Annotated in this window: 14 protein-coding genes; 11 read left to right on the top strand and 3 right to left on the bottom strand. The window is 41.5% G+C overall.

Annotated elements, in window-relative coordinates; genetic code table 11:
* The first annotated feature begins 129 nt into the window (after positions 1–129).
* Complete coding sequence (locus B4N43_RS19680) at positions 130–1,302, top strand: glycoside hydrolase family 27 protein (RefSeq protein WP_075994649.1); 1,173 nt, start codon at positions 130–132, stop codon at positions 1,300–1,302.
* A gap of 119 nt (positions 1,303–1,421) precedes the next feature.
* On the opposite strand, the gene B4N43_RS19675 is transcribed toward B4N43_RS19680, so the two are convergent.
* Positions 1,422–2,150 carry a FadR/GntR family transcriptional regulator gene (locus tag B4N43_RS19675; RefSeq protein WP_075991250.1) on the bottom strand — a complete coding sequence of 243 codons (729 nt, stop codon included), beginning with the start codon at positions 2,148–2,150 and terminating at the stop codon, positions 1,422–1,424.
* A gap of 147 nt (positions 2,151–2,297) precedes the next feature.
* On the opposite strand from B4N43_RS19675, the gene B4N43_RS19670 reads away from it, so the two are divergent.
* The 10 genes from B4N43_RS19670 to B4N43_RS19625 all read left to right on the top strand — a co-directional run bounded on the left by B4N43_RS19670 (position 2,298) and on the right by B4N43_RS19625 (position 18,693).
* Entirely contained in the window at positions 2,298–5,597 is a 3,300-nt protein-coding gene (locus tag B4N43_RS19670; protein ID WP_286735936.1) for a SusC/RagA family TonB-linked outer membrane protein, read from the top strand.
* Between the two features lie 18 nt (positions 5,598–5,615).
* Complete coding sequence (nanU, locus tag B4N43_RS19665; RefSeq protein ID WP_286735934.1) at positions 5,616–7,151, top strand: SusD family outer membrane lipoprotein NanU; 1,536 nt, start codon at positions 5,616–5,618, stop codon at positions 7,149–7,151.
* Between the two features lie 41 nt (positions 7,152–7,192).
* The gene (locus tag B4N43_RS19660) at positions 7,193–8,113 is read left to right on the top strand and encodes a dihydrodipicolinate synthase family protein (RefSeq protein WP_286735933.1); all 921 of its coding nucleotides are present in this window, start codon (positions 7,193–7,195) and stop codon (positions 8,111–8,113) included.
* 89 nt (positions 8,114–8,202) lie between these two features.
* Positions 8,203–9,342 (top strand): hypothetical protein, encoded by a 1,140-nt coding sequence (locus B4N43_RS19655; protein ID WP_088160386.1) that lies wholly within the window; start codon positions 8,203–8,205, stop codon positions 9,340–9,342.
* Between the two features lie 51 nt (positions 9,343–9,393).
* A complete protein-coding gene (locus B4N43_RS19650; protein WP_286735931.1) occupies positions 9,394–10,629 on the top strand; it encodes an MFS transporter in 1,236 nt (411 codons plus the stop codon).
* 34 nt (positions 10,630–10,663) lie between these two features.
* Positions 10,664–12,769 (top strand): GDSL-type esterase/lipase family protein, encoded by a 2,106-nt coding sequence (locus B4N43_RS19645; protein WP_286735930.1) that lies wholly within the window; start codon positions 10,664–10,666, stop codon positions 12,767–12,769.
* Between the two features lie 51 nt (positions 12,770–12,820).
* A complete protein-coding gene (locus tag B4N43_RS19640) occupies positions 12,821–14,041 on the top strand; it encodes an AGE family epimerase/isomerase (protein ID WP_145328190.1) in 1,221 nt (406 codons plus the stop codon).
* Position 14,042: 1 nt separating this feature from the next.
* A complete protein-coding gene (locus B4N43_RS19635) occupies positions 14,043–16,025 on the top strand; it encodes a family 20 glycosylhydrolase (protein ID WP_286735929.1) in 1,983 nt (660 codons plus the stop codon).
* A gap of 72 nt (positions 16,026–16,097) precedes the next feature.
* Positions 16,098–17,255: a sialidase family protein gene (locus tag B4N43_RS19630; RefSeq protein WP_088160390.1), complete on the top strand. Its 1,158-nt coding sequence runs from the start codon at positions 16,098–16,100 to the stop codon at positions 17,253–17,255.
* A 169-nt stretch (positions 17,256–17,424) separates the two neighbouring features.
* Complete coding sequence (locus B4N43_RS19625) at positions 17,425–18,693, top strand: family 16 glycosylhydrolase (protein WP_248933052.1); 1,269 nt, start codon at positions 17,425–17,427, stop codon at positions 18,691–18,693.
* A gap of 185 nt (positions 18,694–18,878) precedes the next feature.
* Here B4N43_RS19625 and B4N43_RS19620 read toward each other — a convergent pair whose 3' ends face one another.
* Positions 18,879–20,198 carry a serine hydrolase domain-containing protein gene (locus B4N43_RS19620; protein ID WP_088160393.1) on the bottom strand — a complete coding sequence of 440 codons (1,320 nt, stop codon included), beginning with the start codon at positions 20,196–20,198 and terminating at the stop codon, positions 18,879–18,881.
* Positions 20,195–20,752, bottom strand: a complete 558-nt coding sequence (locus tag B4N43_RS19615; RefSeq protein ID WP_157698373.1) for a hypothetical protein — start codon at positions 20,750–20,752, stop codon at positions 20,195–20,197. Before B4N43_RS19615 ends, B4N43_RS19620 begins: the two co-directional genes overlap by 4 nt.
* Positions 20,753–20,799 lie beyond the last annotated feature (47 nt).

Raw genomic sequence — 20,799 nt, 5'->3', positions numbered from 1 at the left:
GGATTATTATGTATTACATAAAATAATTAAGTGATTGAATTTACTTTTTCATATCATTGTCTCTATGTATTTTTGATGCAGATTAAAATGAAAATAAAGGATAGATCAGATCTTTTTTATACTACAATTATGAGATTTAAGTTGTTATTTAAGGGTATACTTTTGGGGGCTTTAGTAGGCGCTTGGAGTCTAAAAGGGTTGTGTCAAGAGGCAAAACCACCAATAATGGGTTGGAGCAGCTGGAATAGCTTTCGGATCCATATTGATGAAAAGTTGATTCGGGAGCAGGCAGATGCCATGGTCGCGACTGGCTTGCACGATGCGGGATACAGTTATGTCAATGTGGATGACGGGTATTTCGGGGGGCGTGACCAAGCGGGAAAACTTTACGAAGACCGTTCAAAATTTCCCGGCGGAATGCGGGCCCTATCCGATTACATTCATTCCAAGGGATTAAAAGCGGGACTGTATTCGGAGGGAGGAAAAAATACCTGTGGTTCTATCTGGGACAAAGACCCAAAAGGCATCGGGGTAGGGATGTATGGACATGAAGACCAAGACGCGCAGTTATTTTTTAAAGAGTGGAATTTTGATTTCATCAAAGTGGATTGGTGTGGTGGATTGGAAATGAAGCTAGATGATCGCGAACAATATACAAAAATAATAACGGCAGTGAAGGCTGTTCGCCTAGATGTAGGCTTTAACCTTTGCCGCTGGCAATTCCCGGGTGACTGGGCCATTAAACAGGTCGATTCTTGGCGTATCTCGCAAGATATACAACCAAATTTTGCTTCAGTGTTGCATATTATTGATCTCAATCGTAATCTTTATCCCTATAGCTCTCCGGGGCATTATAATGATATGGATATGCTTCAAGTGGGTAATGGAATGACTCATGAAGAGGATAAAACGCATTTCTCGATGTGGTGTATGTTGAATTCACCTTTGATGGCTGGAAACGACCTTCGGAAAATCTCGAAACAGACACTTTCTATATTGACTAACAAAGAGCTCATAGCTCTGAATCAGGATAAGGCTTTTAAACAAGCACAAGTCGTTCATAAAGCGGGTGAGGTAGAAGTCTGGAAAAAAGATCTGGCAGATCCAAAGCATAAAGCATTTGCAATTCTTAATCGGTCGGACAAAGAAACGATGTTTAAACTGGATATTAAAGCGCTGAATTTGTCTCCAAAAAATCGCGTCAGAGATTTATGGCTTCATCGCGATGAAGGAAACCTTGGTCAGAATACAAAATTCATTCTTCCTCCGCATGGAATCATTGTACTGTTGCTGTCTGAATAACAAAGTGTCAAATTGTACGATAACCAAGTAAAAGGATTAAGTGGAGATGCTTTAAAGAAAAAGCCCAATCATATGATTGGGCTTTTTTATAGTGTTGTAAATCAATCATGTTAAACAGATTATCCAATAGATTTCTTATATAAAAAGAGTCGCTGATAATGATTGTCAAGATGCTTGCGCATGGCATTTCGAAAAACCTCGGCATTGCCGACCTTCAATATATCAACTAGGCCTCGGTGTGAAATAAAGCTTTTCGATGAACTGGGACTAGTCAGTAAGCCGCTGCTATGGACATATTGAAAAACAGGTAACAGCATGTTCTGGAAATCTTTGAGAATCGTATTTCCAGTGATTTCATAAAGCTTACCGTGAAAGGCTACTTCAGTTTCAATGTCGAAAATTGTATTATCTGCATTTATAGGTTCCTTGGCAACGATCGCTTCCAGCTCCTCAATGTCTTTTTCCTGTATATGTTCAAAAAGAATATCCGCCATACCCACCTCCAGCACCATGCGCATTTCAAAAAGATCCTGTAAGGTCTTGTTTTCCATAATGGTTGGGTAAAGTGATTTGCGTAGCGGTTTTATGAGATCTGGACTTGTTAGAACGGCCCCACGATGTTTTTTTGATTCGATCAATCCGACCATACGTAACCGCAACATAGCTTCGCGAACTACTGTACGACTTACACCAAGGGTTTCGGCCAATTCAATTTCCTTAGGTAAAGCATCTCCAACCTTTAAGCCTTGGTTGACAAAAAGATTGATGATTTCTTTTTCAGCACGGTCTACTAGTGAAGAGGTATCAATTGTATTAAGATGTTCTATCAGCGAAGAATTCGGTTCCATATATATTACATATCGCGCATTAGGCGCATTAAGACAAAGATAATTAATAAAAGTGATTAATATGTTATACATAATTTGATTTAAATTTGTTTTTTACATTTAGTAATTTATATATTTGTATATATGTAATACTTAATACAAACCAATATGTATTCAAACCTAAAATTACGAACCCTTCTCACGCTGTCTGTTTTGATGGGCAATTTGCTTTTAGCCCAGGCACAAGACCATGCGGTGCGGGGAAAAATTACCGATGCAAAGACAGGGGAGTTGCTCGGCAACGTGACTGTAAAAGTCAAAGGATCCAACCAATCTTTGCAGACAAATGCTGATGGGACTTTCTCAATCAGTACCAATCCCAATACTATTTTAGTCATCACGTCTACGGGGTATAGACCATATGAAGTAAAAGTTGGACAATTAAATCAATTGGATATCAAACTCGAGTCCAAGGTTGAGCAAATGGATGAAGTTGTGGTGGTTGGATATGGAACACAAAACAGGAGAAGTGTGACTGGTTCCATCGCTAAAGTGGATAAAACTGTTTTGCAAAATACGCCACGTTCTAATGTTGCTACAGCATTGCAGGGAACTGTACCTGGATTACAGGTGGTGAATAAATCGGGTACACCCGGGGCGGCGCCTATGTTAAAATTGCGCGGTGGAGCATCAATTAAAAGTTCTAGTCCCCCATTAGTGGTAATAGATGGCGTCATTCGTGAGATGAATGATGTGAGTTCGGATAATATTGAATCCATCGAACTTCTAAAAGATGCTTCTGCAACGGCAATATATGGAGCTCGCGCAAATAATGGCGTAGTTTTGATCACAACGAAAACCGGTAAATCGGGACAGTCAAATATATCTTATAAATTCACAGGAGGCTTTAACCAACGTCGTGAGGGGTATCGTTATATGAATGCTGGGGATTACATTTATTATACGCGCTTGGGTTATTTAAATGCCGGTAAAACGATTGAGACAGCTAATAGCTCCAGAGGACTGGGATTATTGACTGATAATGCAAATTTATCTTCCTTCGATATTCGTCGTTACACATCTGACTTGGATCCATTACTAGCTAAAGGGTGGCAACTTGTTGATGATCCGTATGGTGGTCAGATAATTTATAAAGATCATTCGGGTGAAGTGGAGGATATCTTATTTCGAAATACCTATACAAAGGATCATTATGTAAATGTATCGGGCGGTAACGATCGAGGAAAATATTTCGCTGCATTTGATGCATATGATGAGAATGGAATCATTGTGGGCTCCAACTATAAAAGATATACTGCAGATCTAAATGGTTCATATAAGCTGAAACCGAATCTGGAGGTGGCAACCTCGGTCAATTTGTCAACTGCTTCTCAATATGGCGTTGGCGGATCGGAAGTAAGTGCATTATATCGGAATTTGGCTATTTGGCCAACATTTAATCCTTGGGTTGATGAGGCGAAGACGAGACCCAATCCAGGCAACGGCATCAATGATGGGAATCCATTGTATTGGTTGAGCCGTATGGAGAGAAATAATGAAACGAATCGCATTGTCGTAAACGGTTCCCTAAAATGGGATATTATTCCTGGTCTATACCTCAAGGTCTCGGGAAATGCCTATATGAAAGAGTTATTGAATGAGTTCTTCCAAAAATCGACCCAGACCTATGCCAATGTGTTTTCTAACCCCGAAACAATAGGCAGTACTTCAAGAGATGCTTATCGCAATATAAATCGCGATTTCCAAACACAGTTCAACGGTATTTTAAATTATACCAAGACATTTGGTGAGAAGCATAATCTGAACGCTATGCTTGGTGCGGAATATTTTAATACAAAAACAGATTATATGCAGGTGTATGGGAAGAATGCGCCTACTGATGATATACCGACCGTCAATGCTTCGACTGTTTTTGTGGCTGGAAATAACACATCTTCGAAATCTGAATATAGAATTATTTCGTCCATGGGACGTTTGGCTTATGATTATGATGGGAAATATTTGTTGAATGCCGTATATCGTTTGGATGGTGTATCGAGTTTAGCAGATGGCCATCGTTGGGGCTTTTTCCCAGGTCTTTCTGCAGGCTGGAATGTTCATCAAGAAACATTTTTTAAGAATACCAAATTAGCGGAGTATATTTCAACTTTGAAGCCTAGACTGAGTTACGGAGAAAATGGAAATATAAACGGATTAGGCAGATATGAAGTCCAGGGAACCTATTCCTTGCAAACCAATTATAATGGAACCGCTGGATACCTCAATACACAGCCGGTAAATGGAAATCTGGTTTGGGAAACGAGTAAAACTACTGGTGTAGGCTTAGATTTAGGTTTATGGAAAGACCGCGTAACTTTACTATTCGATTATTACAATAGAAAAACTAAAAACCTTTTAACAGATCTGACTCTGCCTAGTTATATCGGCTTCTCGTCTATAAATACCAACTTAGGAACTTTACAAAATAAAGGCCTGGAGTTTGGGTTACAAGCTCGCGTGCTTAGAAATCCCGATGGTATTAATTTGAATATTGGCGCCAATGCCGCATTTGTTAAAAATAAAATACTGGAGCTGCCGAATAATGGAAACGAAAATAATCGTCAAGGTGGCTTGCAGGTCTATGACCCAACATCGGGTCAAGTTAAATGGGTAGGTGGGTATCAGGAGGGGCAATCGCTGGGCGATATCTACGCATATAAACAACTCTCAATATTTAAAGATGATGCTGAGGTAAGTTCAATTGCCGGAAACCGCACGGATAATATTGCGGGAATTACTGGGCCTAATCTTCCAGTTGGAAAAAATGGAAGAATTACTCCTGGAGATGTCAATTGGCTGGATGTCGATGGAAATGATATTATCGATTCACGTGATGAAGTGTATATCGGCAATATTAATCCAAAATGGACGGGCGGATTTACAACGAATTTAAGTTATAAGAATCTGAGCCTTTTTTCAAACTGGGAGTTTGCGCTGGGACATAAGATTTACAATGATCTTGTTGCAAGAACATTGGGTAATTATCAGGGCACATTCAATTATATTGAGCTGCAAAAACAAGCTTGGTCACCCACCAACACTATAACAGACATTCCAAAGGTTTATTTTGCGGATCAGGTTGGTGGTTCCAAACAGAATTATACACGTGGAAACAATGCCAATGCGGTATTGAATAGCAACAATTCGAGGTTTTATGAAAAAGGAGATTATCTGGCACTCCGTGAGTTGACTCTCTCGTACGACATGCCCAAATCATTGCTCGAAAAATCGCGGGTATTTTCGCATGCACGGATTTATTTTACCGGATCTAATCTTTTTTATATCACAAAATTCTCGGGTCCATCGCCTGAACCGCCAGTAGATGCGAACAATTTGGTTACAGGTATATATTTAGGCACTTATCCCACACCAAGATCTTATGTCTTAGGTGTTCAACTATCCTTTTAATCTTAAAAATTGAAAACGATGAAAATCAATATAAAAACCTTGAGCTTGGCAATGGTATTGGGACTAGGCCTCTTAAGTTCTTGCAATAAAAATCTAGAGTTAAATCCCGTGAGTACCATTAGTGATGGGAATTACTGGAAGACAGCCGATCAGTTTGATTCGTTTGTGAGTGGTCTACATGCAAGATTTCGGAACCATGAGCGCGCATTTGTACTTCTGGGTGAATACCAGGGGGAGGTCTTTGGCAATGATCCCGGAACGACATCGTCTTTTACAGGGGAAGCTCCGCAAGGGTTGGAAAGAATGTGGAATCATAATTTGGATCTCGATAATCCGGGGGTGAGCAATTTCGGGGCTTTTTACGAAAACATCAATCAGATAAATTTGTTGATCAGCAAACTTAATACGACTGATATTGTGACCGCTCAAAATAAAGGTTACTATTTAGGGATTGCTTATGGAATGCGTGCATTCTACTATTTTCAGCTGTATCGTTCCTGGGGAGATGTTGTCCTGCAAACAGAGCCTGTTGGAAATATTGATATCACCAACCTTGCTAAAGCCGCTTCTCCAGCTTCGGATGTTTTAGGGCTTGTAACTTCGGATTTAGAAAGCTCTCTGACTTCTTTTGGAACAGATTACTCCGTGAAGAATACAAAATCGTATTGGTCAAAATCAGCAACATTAATGCTTAAAGCAGAAGTGAATCTTTGGAATGCACATCGAGGCGGAGGTAAGGATGCTGCTTTAACAGCCAAAAATGCTTTATCGGAAATAAAATCAAATCTTACCTTGTCTCTGCAATCAGATTTTTCTGGTCTATTTTCTTCAACCAATCGCGGTAATAGTGAAATGATTTTTGTAGCGCGTCATCAATTAAATGAAGCGACTTTAGGTTTTATATCCGATTTTGTTCCACAATCTGGCCTTATCGCAAATTATTATGACTCACTTTCCAACAGAAAATTCACTGTAACTGCTGAAAATTATGGTGGAATATTACGTGCACCGACTCGTATCCGTTCGTATCGGGACTACAATGATTTGGATCAACGTAAAAACACATCTATTCAAGCGGCCTATTCAAAAGATGCGACAGGAAAGTTCAATATGGCCGGTTGTTTCCTGAAAAAATATCAAGGTGAACAAAATGCTGGATCTCGGGCATTTACGAATGATTTTCCAATCTATCGTTATGCGGATTTACTCTTGCTGTTAGCTGAAGCTAAAGTGCTACTGGGTGAAAGCCCCAAAGAGGAAATTAATTTGGTTCGAGCAAGAGCTTTTGGACGTAATTACAACGAAGGTACTTTTGGTTTTCCAAATCAGAAGATAGACAGCGATCCGATGGAAGCAATTTTAAAAGAACGCAAATTAGAATTTATTGGCGAGGGGAAATATTGGTATGATTTGAGAAGAATGGGCGATAGCTTTGTTTATAAGTATACATCATTACCGGTAGCAGAATCATTTCGCCTTTTATGGCCAATAAATAGGGATGCGTTGACAAATAACCGGCTACTGGTTCAAACGAAAGGTTATACGTCGTTTTAGTTACATTTAAAAAAAATAATATAATATTAAATACACAGATCATGCTAGACCAAAAAATCTCAGGATTAATTGCAGCGCCATTTACTCCTTTCGATGAAAACGGAGAATTGAATCTTGAGCTGATTCCGCAATACTATGCGATGTTAAAGCGCAATCGGGTAACGGGTGCCTTTATTTGTGGCTCTACCGGAGAAGGGGTGTCGTTGACTTTTGAGGAAAAAGTTGCGGTCATGACTGCTTGGGCCAGATTAACGAAAGAGGATAATGCATTTACACTCATGATGCTTCTTGGCGGAACGAATATCAAAGAATGCCAACAATTGGCTAGGCTGGCCGAGCAAGCAGGGGTAGATGTTGTTTCATTTACTTCACCATCTTATTTCAAACCTGCTAATGTGGAACAATTGGCAAAATGTTGTGTCGAAATTGCTAGTGCAGCCCCGAATACGGCTTTCTATTATTATCATATCCCGGTATTGACCGGTGGAAACTTCCAGATGATCGACCTGTTGAAGAAAATTGATGGCGTAATACCAAATTTTAAGGGAATCAAATATACGCACGAAGATTTTATGGATTTTCTAAGCTGTCTGAATTATGCAGATCGGAAGTATGATATGTTATGGGGAAGAGATGAGAATATGCTGTCCGCTTTGGTATTGGGTAACAAAGGAGCTGTCGGAAGTACCTATAACTACGCTGCACCTTTATATCTTGAGCTTATAGAGGCTTATGACCGGGGAGATCTTGAAAAAGCTAATGCTTTGCAGCAGCAATCTATCGATATGATCACATTGTTAGGAAAGTATGGTGGTATTTCAGTAGGAAAATCGTATATGAAATTGATTGGCCTTGACTGCGGAGCATTTAGACTACCCGTAAAGAATATTTCTGCGGAGCAATTTGAACTCTTTGAGAGTGATGTGAACAAACTTAATTTTCAGACGTTTTGTGCACAGTAAAATAGATCTCCCTCTCGAGATGGGTATCATGAGTGCTTACATCGAGAGGGAAATTACAGGCTGAACTGTAGGTTCAAGAATAAATAGATATGACAAAACAACATTGGATGGGAGTTATTGTGGGAATACTGTTTACAGGTGCTGTTCATGCACAGGGTGGTCGATTGGAATGGCATAAAGGCATTACATTGCCAGCTATGCAAGATGGAAAGGGGCATATTGGTATGGCAGGACCAATAGCTGGTGTCACAGGCGATTGTCTCCTGGTTGCTGGTGGGGCGAATTTCCCGCATTTACCCCCTTGGGAAGGTGGGGCGAAAGAGATCCAAAAAGATGTTTTTATTTACGGAAAAAAAGGGGGACGACTGAGCTTAATAGCCCAGGACAGTCTTCCTATAGCGGTTGCTTATGGTGCCAGCCTAAGTCTACCCGATGGATTGCTGGTTATCGGTGGAGAGACTCCTGATGGAAAAACAGCCGCCTGTAGAATGATTAAATATGATGGCTCTACCAAGAAAATTACGGTGTCAGACTTTCCGAACCTCCCATTTCCATTGGCTAATATGGGAGCGGTAGTTCATGGAAATAAACTTTTTATTGCCGGTGGTGAAAGGCCTGATGCTGTATCGGATCAAGTGTTAAAATTGGATTTAGCACATCTTGAAAAAGGATGGGTCTGTGTGGGGAAATTACCCTATGCAGTCTCCCATTTGCAATTGTTGTCTGATAGTCAAAATGGCCTTTATCTGCTTGGTGGAAGAAAGGCTCATCCAGAGAGCCCTTCAACATTATACCATGAACTGTGGTGCTCAACCGATGGTGGTAGTACTTGGTCCAAACGGACCGACATTCCTTTCCCTGCTGCAGCAGGAACAGCTTGTGTATTGCCCGACCAAGGAATATGGTTGTTGAGTGCAGATCGGGGCAATACCTTTCATCAGGTGGAAGCGCTGATCTTTGATGCTAAAAAGGAAACAAATCCATCACGGCGACAGAAATTGATTGATGCCAAGAATAAATTGCAAATCAATCATCCCGGTTTTGGCAGAGCAGTATGGCGTTATGATCTGAAATCGGCGGAATGGAAGCGGATGGGGGATTTGCCGTCGGATGGACCTGTAACCACGACAGCTGTTGTTTGGGGCGACATGATCATCTTGCCCAGTGGCGAAATTAAGGCAGGCGTTCGTACTCCGGAGATTTTAGTAGCCACATTTTCTAAGAAATAGGATTGAAAAAATAAGATATAAAGAACTCAATATAAACCTGATAAACTTGAAATGATCTCTTCTTTACGACATAAATCTTTTTACCCATGGCTCGTTGTAGCCCTCCTTTGGGGGGTAGCTCTGCTGAATTATATGGATCGGCAGATGCTATCAACTATGCGTGAAGCCATGCAGGTCGATATTCCACAGCTGCAGCGTGCCGAGACTTTTGGTGTATTGATGGCCGTTTTTCTTTACATCTATGGTATCATGAGTCCTATAGCCGGTATCGTTGCCGATCGCAGCAATAGAAAATGGCTGATCGTAGGCAGTCTTTTTGTGTGGTCGGCCGTAACGTATGGCATGGGGATGGCGCACGATTATGCAACGCTATTGGTTTTACGGGCAATTATGGGATTTAGTGAAGCATTGTATATCCCGACAGCTCTTTCGCTGATCGCCGATTACCATACCGGAAAAAATCGATCGTTAGCCATTGGGGTACATATGACAGGGCTCTATACAGGTCAGGCCTTGGGCGGTTTTGGTGCAACTTTGGCCGCTTCAAAAGGATGGCATACCGCTTTTCATTGGTTTGGAATTATCGGAATATGTTATGCGGTCCTATTAGCGATCTTGCTTGTGGAGAAAAAACATGAGCCATCCCTCGAGGAGCCTGCTTCGGAAGGGCGATTGTCTCTTCCCAAAAGTTTATTGCTGCTATTTTCCAATGTGGCATTCTGGATTCTATTATTTTATTTTGCGGCTCCAAGCTTACCTGGTTGGGCCATCAAAAATTGGTTGCCAACCTTGTTTGCCGATAGCCTGAATATTCCAATGGCCAAAGCTGGTCCATTGTCTACCATCACAATCGCGATCTCATCCTTTATTGGGGTTATTGTCGGCGGAATACTTAGTGACAAATGGGTACAAAAAAATATCCGTGGCCGCATCTATACCAGTGCAATTGGACTTGGACTAACCATACCAGCTTTATTGTTTTTGGGATTAGGCCAGACCTTACCTGCGGTGGTCGGAGCGGCGGTCTGTTTTGGAATTGGCTTTGGCATATTCGATGCCAACAATATGCCTATCCTTTGTCAGGTTGTTCCTAAAAATTTGCGCGCAACCGCTTACGGTTTTATGAATATGGTTGGCGTGTTCGCTGGAGCCGTTATCACGCAATGGTTAGGGAAATTTAAGGATGAAGGCCATTTTGGGCTAGGATTTGCATTATTAGGGGCCGCGGTACTGCTAGCGCTACTCTTGCAACTCCTGTTTCTCAAACCCAAAACAACGGAGAAGTAATCGCTTTTATTTCCTGAATGAATAGATGATGAAAATGAAATCCTTAATCAGCACGCTGCATACCTATATTTCAAAAAAAGGAGGCCTACTTTTAGGTTTGATGGTCTCCATCTCCATTTCAGTGGGACAACCCCGGACAAAAGTAGCTTGTATCGGTAACTCTGTAACCTTTGGTTATAGGCTCGGAAATCCTACAGAGGACTCTTATCCGAGCCAGCTTCAAGCTTTGCTGGGTCAGCGGTTTGAAGTGAGGAATTTTGGTCATTCAGGGGCCACACTTTTACGTAAGGGGCATAGACCTTATTATAAAACGGAAGAATACAGAGAAGCCTTGGATTATAAACCTGATGTTGCCATTATACACCTGGGACTCAATGATACTGATCCGAGAAACTGGCCAAATTATAAGAACTCCTTTGCATCGGATTACGCGACTCTGATTGACTCCATACGATCCGTTAATCCCAAAGCACAAATTTACATCTGTCGATTGACTCCTATTTTTAGTGGTCATCCGCGCTTTTTATCCGGGACACGCGATTGGTATGATCAAATTCAGGCGCTTATACCGCAGATAGCAAAAAATAACCAAGTGGGACTGATCGATCTGAACAGCCCACTGCGGTATCGGATTGATCTTTTTGACGATTACTTGCATCCGAACAGGGAAGGAGCTGCATTGATTGCTGAACAGGTCGCGCATGTATTGATCCCTGTTCTCCAAGATTTGCAAGTGGCCGAAACCATCGGTTCGGATATGGTACTCCAACGTAATTGGGAAAATAGCATCTATGGTAAAGGTACTGCCGCCGATGAGATCACTGTTGCATTTAATAAGAAAAACTATAAGACCCAAGTCAATCCGGAAGGCTTCTGGGAAATAAAGTTGCCTAAAATGGAAGCCGGAGGACCATATGAAATAACGGTGAGTTCGGGCAGGGAGAAAATAGTGTTGAAAAATATTCTTTTTGGCGATGTATACCTTGCTTCGGGACAATCAAATATGGCTTTTCAACTTCGTGGAGCCACAAAGGGCGAAGAGCTGATCAAAGATGCACCGCACTTAAAGAATGTGCGCCTTTTTAAATGCCGCAGCCTTGTGGAGACCAATGCTGTTGCATGGGATACCGCGACCTTAAGGAAAGTAAACGATTTGTCCTTTTTCAGCGGTGCCTGGCGGCAAGCTACCGGGGCGGAGGCCGCGCAATTCTCAGCTGTTGCTTATTCATTTGCCCAGCAGATCGCCAGCGAACAGCATATTCCCATTGGTATTATTGATCTATCGGTAGGTGGGTCTAATACCGAATCATGGATTGATCGAAAATCATTGGAAAACGACGATTTGCTTGCCTCTTATATTCACAACTGGCAAAAATCAGATTTCCTGCAGGATTTCTGCCGTGAGCGCGCCAGTCAAAATCTAGCAGTTTCAAAGGTGAAAAATCAACGCCATCCGTATCAACCAGCTTACAATTTTGAAGCGGGTGTCAGCAAATGGTTGAGCACAGGATTGAAAGGTATACTGTGGTATCAAGGTGAGAGCAATGCGCATAACATAGAACTTCACGAACGTCTTTTTAAAACATTGATTTCCTCCTGGCGGAAGAGTTTTCACCAAGATCTACCTTTTTTCTTTGTTCAGCTCACAAGTATAGATAGACCTTCATGGGGTGATTTTAGAAACTCACAACGCTTACTGGAGAAAGCCATTGCTGGTACATACATGGCCGTAACGATCGATGTAGGTGATTCTTTGGATGTACATCCCCGTGAAAAGATTGTGGTAGGCCGAAGGTTGGCAAATTTAGTGCGTAAACATGTATATGGTGTTGAATTGAATGCAGATCATCCTGATCTGGTCAGGTATGCGCTTCGCGATGATAAGCTGTTATTGACATTTGATCATTGTATAAAATTAATAACCCCAGGGAATGCGCCTGTGAAAGGTTTTCAGGTAATGGACAATAAGGGGAAAATTTCTGATGTAAATGCAAATATCCTATCGGGCAATGTCGTCCAAATCGTTAAGCCGAATTTCCAATTCACCAAAATCCTGTATGGATATGAACCTTTTAGCAGGGCAAATCTTCAAAATGAAATTGGAACGCCAGTGTCCACTTTTGATTTGACGATCAACTAAACATAAGACGATCAACTAAACATAAATAAATTGACTCAAAAACTAGAACAGATGAAACAGACAAGTATAAAAGATACCGCAAATATAATAGACACTGATTACTTGAAGGAGTTGGAAGTTTTTTATCGTGATCAGCTTTTAAAAGACACTGTACCATTTTGGTTTCCACGATCGATTGACCATGAATGTGGCGGCTATCTATTTATCCGTGATCATGATGGGGATTTGATTGATACAGATAAAGCCGTGTGGATACAGGGAAGGGCATGCTGGTTGCTGGCCACACTTTACAATACGGTTGAGCAAAAAGAGGAATGGCTGGAAGGGGCCCGGATAGGCTATGAATTTTTGAAGAAACATTGTTTTGATGCAAACGGCAAAATGTATTTTCATGTAGACCGCATCGGTAACCCAATTCGTATGCGTCGTTATTTCTTTTCGGAGACTTTTGCGGCAATCGCCTTTGCAGCCTATGCAAAAGCGACGGGAGATGCCGGTATTGCTGCGGAAGCACATGAGCTGTTTGGAATTTGTCTGGCTTATGCACAGGGAGAAAGATTGGTGGAACCAAAATACGAACAGACCAGGCCAATGAAAGGGATCGGTGTGCCGATGATTATGATCAATACCGCACAGCAAATTCGCGAAACAATTGGAGATCCACGCTGTGATTTCGTTATCAGTAATTTTATCGCGCAGATAGAACGTGATTTTGTAAAAGATGATATCCGCTGTGTGATGGAACAAGTGGGACCTGAAGGTGAAATTGTTGATCATATTGACGGGCGCACACTCAACCCCGGACATGCCATCGAAGGAGCGTGGTTTATCTTGCATGAAGCGAAATATCGGGCGAACGATCCGCATCTGATTGACCTGGGCTGTCGTATGCTCGATTATATGTGGGAGCGCGGCTGGGATAAAGAATATGGTGGTATACTGTACTTTCGGGATGTCTATGGAAAGCCGGTACAAGAATATTGGCAGGATATGAAGTTTTGGTGGCCGCAGAATGAAACTATTATAGCAACATTACTCGCTTACCTAATGACCGGAAATGAGAAATATAAAAGTTGGCATCAGCAGATCAATCAGTATGCCTATGATCATTTTCATGATAAAATCAATGGTGAATGGTATGGCTATCTGCATCGTGATGGGAAGATTGCGCAGACGGCAAAAGGTAATTTATTTAAAGGACCATTCCATCTTCCTCGTCAAGAGTGGTATTGTATGCAAATACTACAGGAATTTAATACGATTAAGGGATAACATGATGCGACAAACTGTAGCGACAACTAAGTTCCTCCAAAGGCTGATGATGATTGTCATGATGATCTCTCCGCTATATGGTATGTCCGAAACTATCAGACCTTTGCTTCCCATGCCGCAGTCTGTTATCTGGAAAACCGGGTATTACCAGGTCAAACAAGTGGTCTGCGTACGCACCAAAGGAGAAGTGTCAACTACAGGTAGACAGACTTTGACAGCACTGCTAAGCGATTGGGATGTAAGGCGCATAGACTTCGATAGTAAAGAAAATATAGCTATAACGATTAGTTGCAATAAAGAAATGAAACTTCCCTCGTCTTCTTTGGAAGGCTATCGCATCGTTATAGATAAAAGGGGAGTAAACATTGAAGCCCGAGCGAGTAAAGGGGTTTTCTACGCCCTGCAAACTTTGCGTCAACTGGGAGACAGCGATGGTAAGTTGCCGTATTGCGTCATTACAGATTATCCATCTTTTCGCTGGCGTGGCTACTTGGTAGACGTGGGAAGAAATTTTCAGTCTATGCAGGTGTTGAAGGAGCAGATCGATATGATGGCGCGGTATAAGCTGAATATTTTTCACTTTCATTTCACAGAGGATATTGCATGGCGACTGATCAGTAAAAAATATCCCGGTTTGACCGACTCTGCAAATATGGAGCGTTGGAAGGGAAAGTATTATACAGTCGACGATATGCAGCAGCTCATCCGGTATTGTCGTGATCGCTATATTCAGCTCGTACCCGAAATTGATATGCCGGGGCATTCCGCAGCATTTCGCCGTTATTTTAAAACCGATATGCAGAGCGATAGCGGCATAGCGATCATCAAAGAACTAGTGAAGGAATTTGCGACCACCTATCCCGGGCTACCTTATCTGCATATTGGGGGAGATGAGGTGAATATTCACAACCAAGCATTTTTGCCGATGATGACAAAATGGACGGAGGACTTAGGTCTAAAAACCATCGGCTGGGAGCCTGGTGGTAATTTGCAGGAACACACAATCCGCCAGCTTTGGATGGGTGGGCCACAGGCTATTACCAATGACTCACCTTTTGAAGTGATTGATTCAAAGCATTTGTATATCAATCATATGGATCCTTTGGAAACGGTGACGACCTTGTTCTATAGGGAATTAGGCGGTCAATCGTCAGAAAATAAAAAGTTAATGGGTGCGACGTTATGTTCCTGGCCCGATCGTGCAGTCCATCATGAACGTGATGTATTCCATCAGAATGCAGTTTACCCGGCTTTGCTGACTTTTGCGGAACGAAGCTGGCGAGGAGGAGGAGATTTTGAATGGCGTAGTAATATCAAAACGGATGCAAAGGGATTAGCTCAATTTGCTGAATTTGAAAAGCGTTTGCTCCAACATAAAAGATTGTATTTTAAAGATCTTATTTTTCCGTATTACGCACAAAGTGGGCAAAAATGGATGTTGTATGGGCCTGTGGAAAATAAAGGTGATCTGAGCATGGTCTTAAAAAATGAAGTGACAGGAAAATTTACCAATTTAAAAAAGATCGGTGAGTTTTGTGGTGGAACTATCGTATTACGCCATTGGTGGGCTGATGTGGTAAAAGGGGCTATTGATCGGCCGCTTGAAAATAGTACCGTATATGCTGTGAGCAAAGTATGGAGTGAAAGAGGGGGAAACCAAAGTTTTTGGATCGGTTTTAATGACCTCTCCCGTTCATATGCCAGTGATTCACCAAATTTGGGAACCTGGGACGATAGAATGAGCAAAATTTGGGTGAACGGGCGTGAAGTGCTTCCACCGAATTGGCAACATGCTGGCCAAAAAGGAAATTTGGAGCTCCCATTGGTTGATGAAGGTTACAGCTACCGAAGTCCAAGCATTATTCTGCTGGAGGAAGGCTGGAATACAGTTGTGGTGAAACTTCCTGTGGGAAAATTAAATGGGAAAGATTGGCAAAATCCACTAAAATGGATGTTTACTTGCCTACCGATTGAAAGGGAGTAATAAATAACCGATCGCATTGTATTAACACAGATGAATTTTTTAAATAGAATTAACAATAAAACTTATATAGATATGAAGAAATTAGGGACAATGTTGGTATTTGCACTGTTGGCAGGAATTTGCCACGCTCAGGAAGTGAGTGTATTTGTTTCAGGCGAAGATGGCTATAAAAGCTACCGCATACCTGCTATTGTAAAGGATAGAAGTGGACAGTTAATTGCTTTTGCAGAAGGTAGGGTGGATCATGCCGGCGATTTTGGTAATGTAGATATTGTTTATAAAATTAGTCAGGATAATGGAAAAACATGGGGCCCATTGCAAGTTGCTGTTGACAATGATAATTTGCAGGTCGGAAATCCAGCTCCGGTAGTGGATCTATTGGATCCAGCATATCCGAAAGGACGCCTGTTTCTTTTTTATAATACGGGTAATAATCATGAGGGAGAAGTCCGTAAAGGAAATGGTTTGCGAGAATGTTGGTCAATTAGTTCGACCGACGGTGGTAAGACCTGGTCTAATCCAGAAAACATAACGCTTGAGACGCATCGTCCTAATCAATCATCCGTAAATGCACAATATATTTTTAAGGAAGACTGGCGGACTTATGCAAATACGCCCGGACATGCTTTGCAATTTGATTCTGGTAAGTTTAGAGGACGTATTTATATTCCTGCTAACCATTCTGAAGGAAATCCGAAAGAAAATGGCAAGGACTATTTTGCGCATTCGTATTACTCGGACGATCATGGAAAGACATTCAAGATAGGGGCAAGCGTGAAATTTGAGGGATCAAATGAAACAATGGCCGCACAGGTTTCCAACACAGGACTGTATATGAATTCCCGTAATCAGCAAGGTAATGTAAAATCGAGAATTGTATCCTATTCCGGTGATGGTGGCGCTACTTGGGATACAACCTATTATGATAAAAACTTACCCGATCCGGTCAACCAGGGTTCAGTGCTTTCCTGGCAAAAGAAAGGAAAATATATATTGGCTGTGTGTAATGCTGCATCAACCAATAGAAGAGACAATCTAACCGTTCGATTAAGTAATGATCAGGGCAAAACATGGTATTTTAATCAGGTTGTGGCCAAAGCGCCGGAGGGTGTGAAAGGGGATTATGCCGCTTATTCCGATTTAGTACTTTTAAATAAAAATAAACTCGGCGTTTTATTTGAAAAAGAAAATTACAGCAAAATTGTCTTTTTGCCCGTAAATTTTAAGTAATCGGGCACATTGTGGTATCGATATAATATGCATTTTCTTTCATTTCTTCCTTTTGGTTAAAACAGGAAGGAATGAAAGAAAAAAATGAATCTTCGATTATTAGGCAGCTTGCTCCACAAGCTGTCAAATAACGATATAAACTTAAATAGAACCAATAATCCAAAACTAAATGAGAAAAACCAAATTTTGGCTGGTGCTGAGCCTAATCGCAACTAGCCTGTCTATTTTTGCCTGCAAAAAAGACTCTACAGCAACAAAAAATCCGATTCCGGAAGTAAGTAAGGCGAAGGCCTCGACTAAGCTATTAAATGCGACTACCGTAGCGACAACAGATTACGAATTGATCTGGTCGGATGAGTTTAATAGTAGTGGGGGATTTGATTCCACAAAATGGTCTTATGCTGACAGGGGCACTGTCGCATGGAATAAGTATATGACCTCCTTGCCGGCTTATGCATCCCAAGATGGGAGCAATCTCGTATTGCGTATGGATAATGCCGTTGTAGCCGGAGATCCTGTTGCCTATCATGCTGGAGGAGTTAAGTCGATGGGGAAATTTAGTATGACTTATGGAAAAGTTGAAGTGAGGGCTAAATTTACACAAGGAAGAGGTTCATGGCCTGCTATTTGGATGATGCCCGAACCAGCTACAGCGTACGGCGGCTGGCCTAGCTGTGGTGAAATTGACATTATGGAGCATGTCAACAACGAAAGTGTGATGTACCATACGATCCATAATGGCTCAGTTACCAATGCAAATGGTGGGAGCACAGCATCGAAATCTGCCACCTATAATACGACAGATTACAACCTATATACGATGATCTGGAGTCCGAACGACATTCGATTTTACGTCAACAATGTAATACAGTATACTTACGCAAGAGTTTCCGGTGGGGGGACACAGCAATGGCCATTTGATGTTCCTTTTTATCTGATTCTGAATCAGGCCGGTGGAGCGGGATGGCCAGGGGCGATCACAAATGCTGACTTACCCTTTAGTATGCAGGTGGATTACGTACGTGTATATAAGCTGCCTTTATTTAGTAATGGCGATTTCGAAAGCGGTGTCATCTATCCATGGACAACATGGGGCGGTGGATCATCGGTTGTTTCCACCGATGCCCGGACAGGAACCAAATGCATCCGCGAAACAGGCGGAGAGACATCCATTGAACAATACCTGACCGGTTTAACGCCAAATACGACCTATCGGTTCGGTGGCTACGCCAAAGTATCTGCAGCTGGCCAATCGGTCAGTATTGGTGTCAAAAATTATGGGGGAACTGCGGTCGATGCGACTATAGGTACGACCAGCTACTCCAATAATTCGGTAACTTTTACAACTGGAGCCAATAATACTACTGCTACGGTCTATTTCTATAAACCCTTGAGCGGTACGGTGTATGGTGATGATTTCTATTTGGAAAAATTGTAAAACACCGTAGTTAGAAGAGCAGCGGTTTAGTTCAACCGCTGCTCTTTTAGCAATACTGCGTGATGACGAGGGCCTCGGTCCTCATTGAGGATGTCGATATAAACTTCATAACTACCTAATGAAAAATGTAAGATAGTGCCAAATAAAGGCCATGAATCTTTACATTAGTTAACCGCAGTATCTCCTTATTTCTTCAATACAAGAGTATGTCCATTTTGGTAGAGTGTCATTTTGTTTTCGCTACGTTCGAAAACTATTTTTACGCCAAATTGCGGTTGGACCAGCGTATTTCTATCCTTGGGTTTCAGTTGAAATGCCGGCTGACCGACAACTTGACCCAGCACCTTGTTGCCCTCTCTCGTAATATTTATCTGAATAGGAGGCTGTTCGCTTTTGTATTCGCCGACGAGGCTTGAAATTTCTTCCTCTGTCAATTGTATTTCCGCAAGATCAGGAAGTGGAAAAGGTTTTTTATAAAGTTCGCCAAGGCTGAACTTTAATATTTCATTATTATTATAATTGTTGGCATTGCTAATGATAGCGACATTATAATTACCATCATCAAAATGACCAGCTACCGAGGAGTATCCATCTATACCACCTGTGTGGCCAAAGCCTATATGTTCATAGAATGGTAATTGGAATAAACCCAATCCATAGCCCTGATCTATTTTTTTCATCTCTTCCAGGCTTGCAGCATTGATTATTTTATGGCTAAATAAACCATTGAAAAATTTGCCCAGATCTGCCGGAGTTGACCAAACGGCTCCGGCTCCAAGCGGAACAGAATTGTCCGTGTGTAGTTCAAGGGTCCATTCGTGAGTGAATCGATAAGATTCGCTAACATCCCTGCTGTTATTTTGTGGACGGCCAAAGGTTGTCTCTTGCAAGTTTAATGGCTTACAGATGTATTCTTTCAATAAAAAAGCATAGTCTTTTTTCCAAACTTTGTCTAAGATATAGGTAAGTAGGATGTAGTTTGAATTACTATATGCATGTTTACTGCTGGGGGCAAAGTCGGCTCCGCCTTTGACGATGCGTTCAACAAGTTCTTTCTCTGTCTGTGGTTTAGTATTCCATGTCAAATAATCGTTGTCATCCGTGATATTGTGTAATCCGCTGCTATGATTTAACAATTGGCGAACGGTGATTTTTCCAGCGTCTGGAATATCTTTAAAGAATGCAGATATTGGTTCGTCTAACTTCAGTTTTCCGAGCTCAACTGTTTTTAGTACAAGTGTTGCTGTGAAAGTTTTGGAGATTGAACCTATTCCATAACGCGTATTTATGTTCGCTTTTTTTTTCTGCGCTACATCTGCATATCCAATTGCCTTTTGATAGAGTAATTGATCGCCTTTGCTGATTGCAATACTGCCCATCCAGACATTATTTTTATCAATGACGGACATCAGGCTATCCATGCGAACAGCTGTGAATTCCTGGGCTTTGAGAATGGGGCTTGATAGGGTTCCTAAGAGGAACAATAACACTGTGGTTCTTTTCATAATTTATGGGGAATAGATTTTTTGAGTTTCAAAATTAACGTGGAGGAATAGTAAAGTCCACTGATGATGAATAGAAATGCTGGAATGAAATAATTGCCCAATTGTTCGTAACGCAGGGCTTCTTCATGCTGTAAAATAAGTTTGCCGAATATGAAAAACTTGTTGGGCGCATAGAAGAATCCGACTCCCTGAGGATCAATAAATTTGGCCACGACTAGAAATACGGCGATGAGCATAAGGGTATAGATGATATAATAAATCATGTTTACGATCCCTTGTGTGAGCATGATAGGTACCCGTAATAAGGATACGGATTTGCGAGGAGATTCTATTGACGGGGTAATGGACGTTGACAAAATCATTTCTTTGATAAAAGTCTCTGGTAACCCGAGTTTATCTAAGATTTCTTGGAGCTGACTAGGCATGGCGTCATGGATTAACTGTGGGGGAAGCTGCTGTTGCAATGCCTCAAATATGTGGCTATTGATTTCACATAATATATCCTGTCTTTGCTCCAAGGCTAATTTTTTTACAAGAGCCGTTGCTTTTGACATGTAGTCTTGATATAGCAGAGCTGAGGATCTATTTGTAAAGGGTATCT

This window comes from Sphingobacterium sp. UBA1897 (assembly GCF_002337775.1).
In the GTDB taxonomy this organism is placed as follows: Bacteria; Bacteroidota; Bacteroidia; order Sphingobacteriales; family Sphingobacteriaceae; genus Sphingobacterium; species Sphingobacterium siyangense.
The sequence above is the reverse complement of the archived record's forward strand: the minus strand, read 5'-3'. Positions and strand labels throughout refer to the sequence as shown.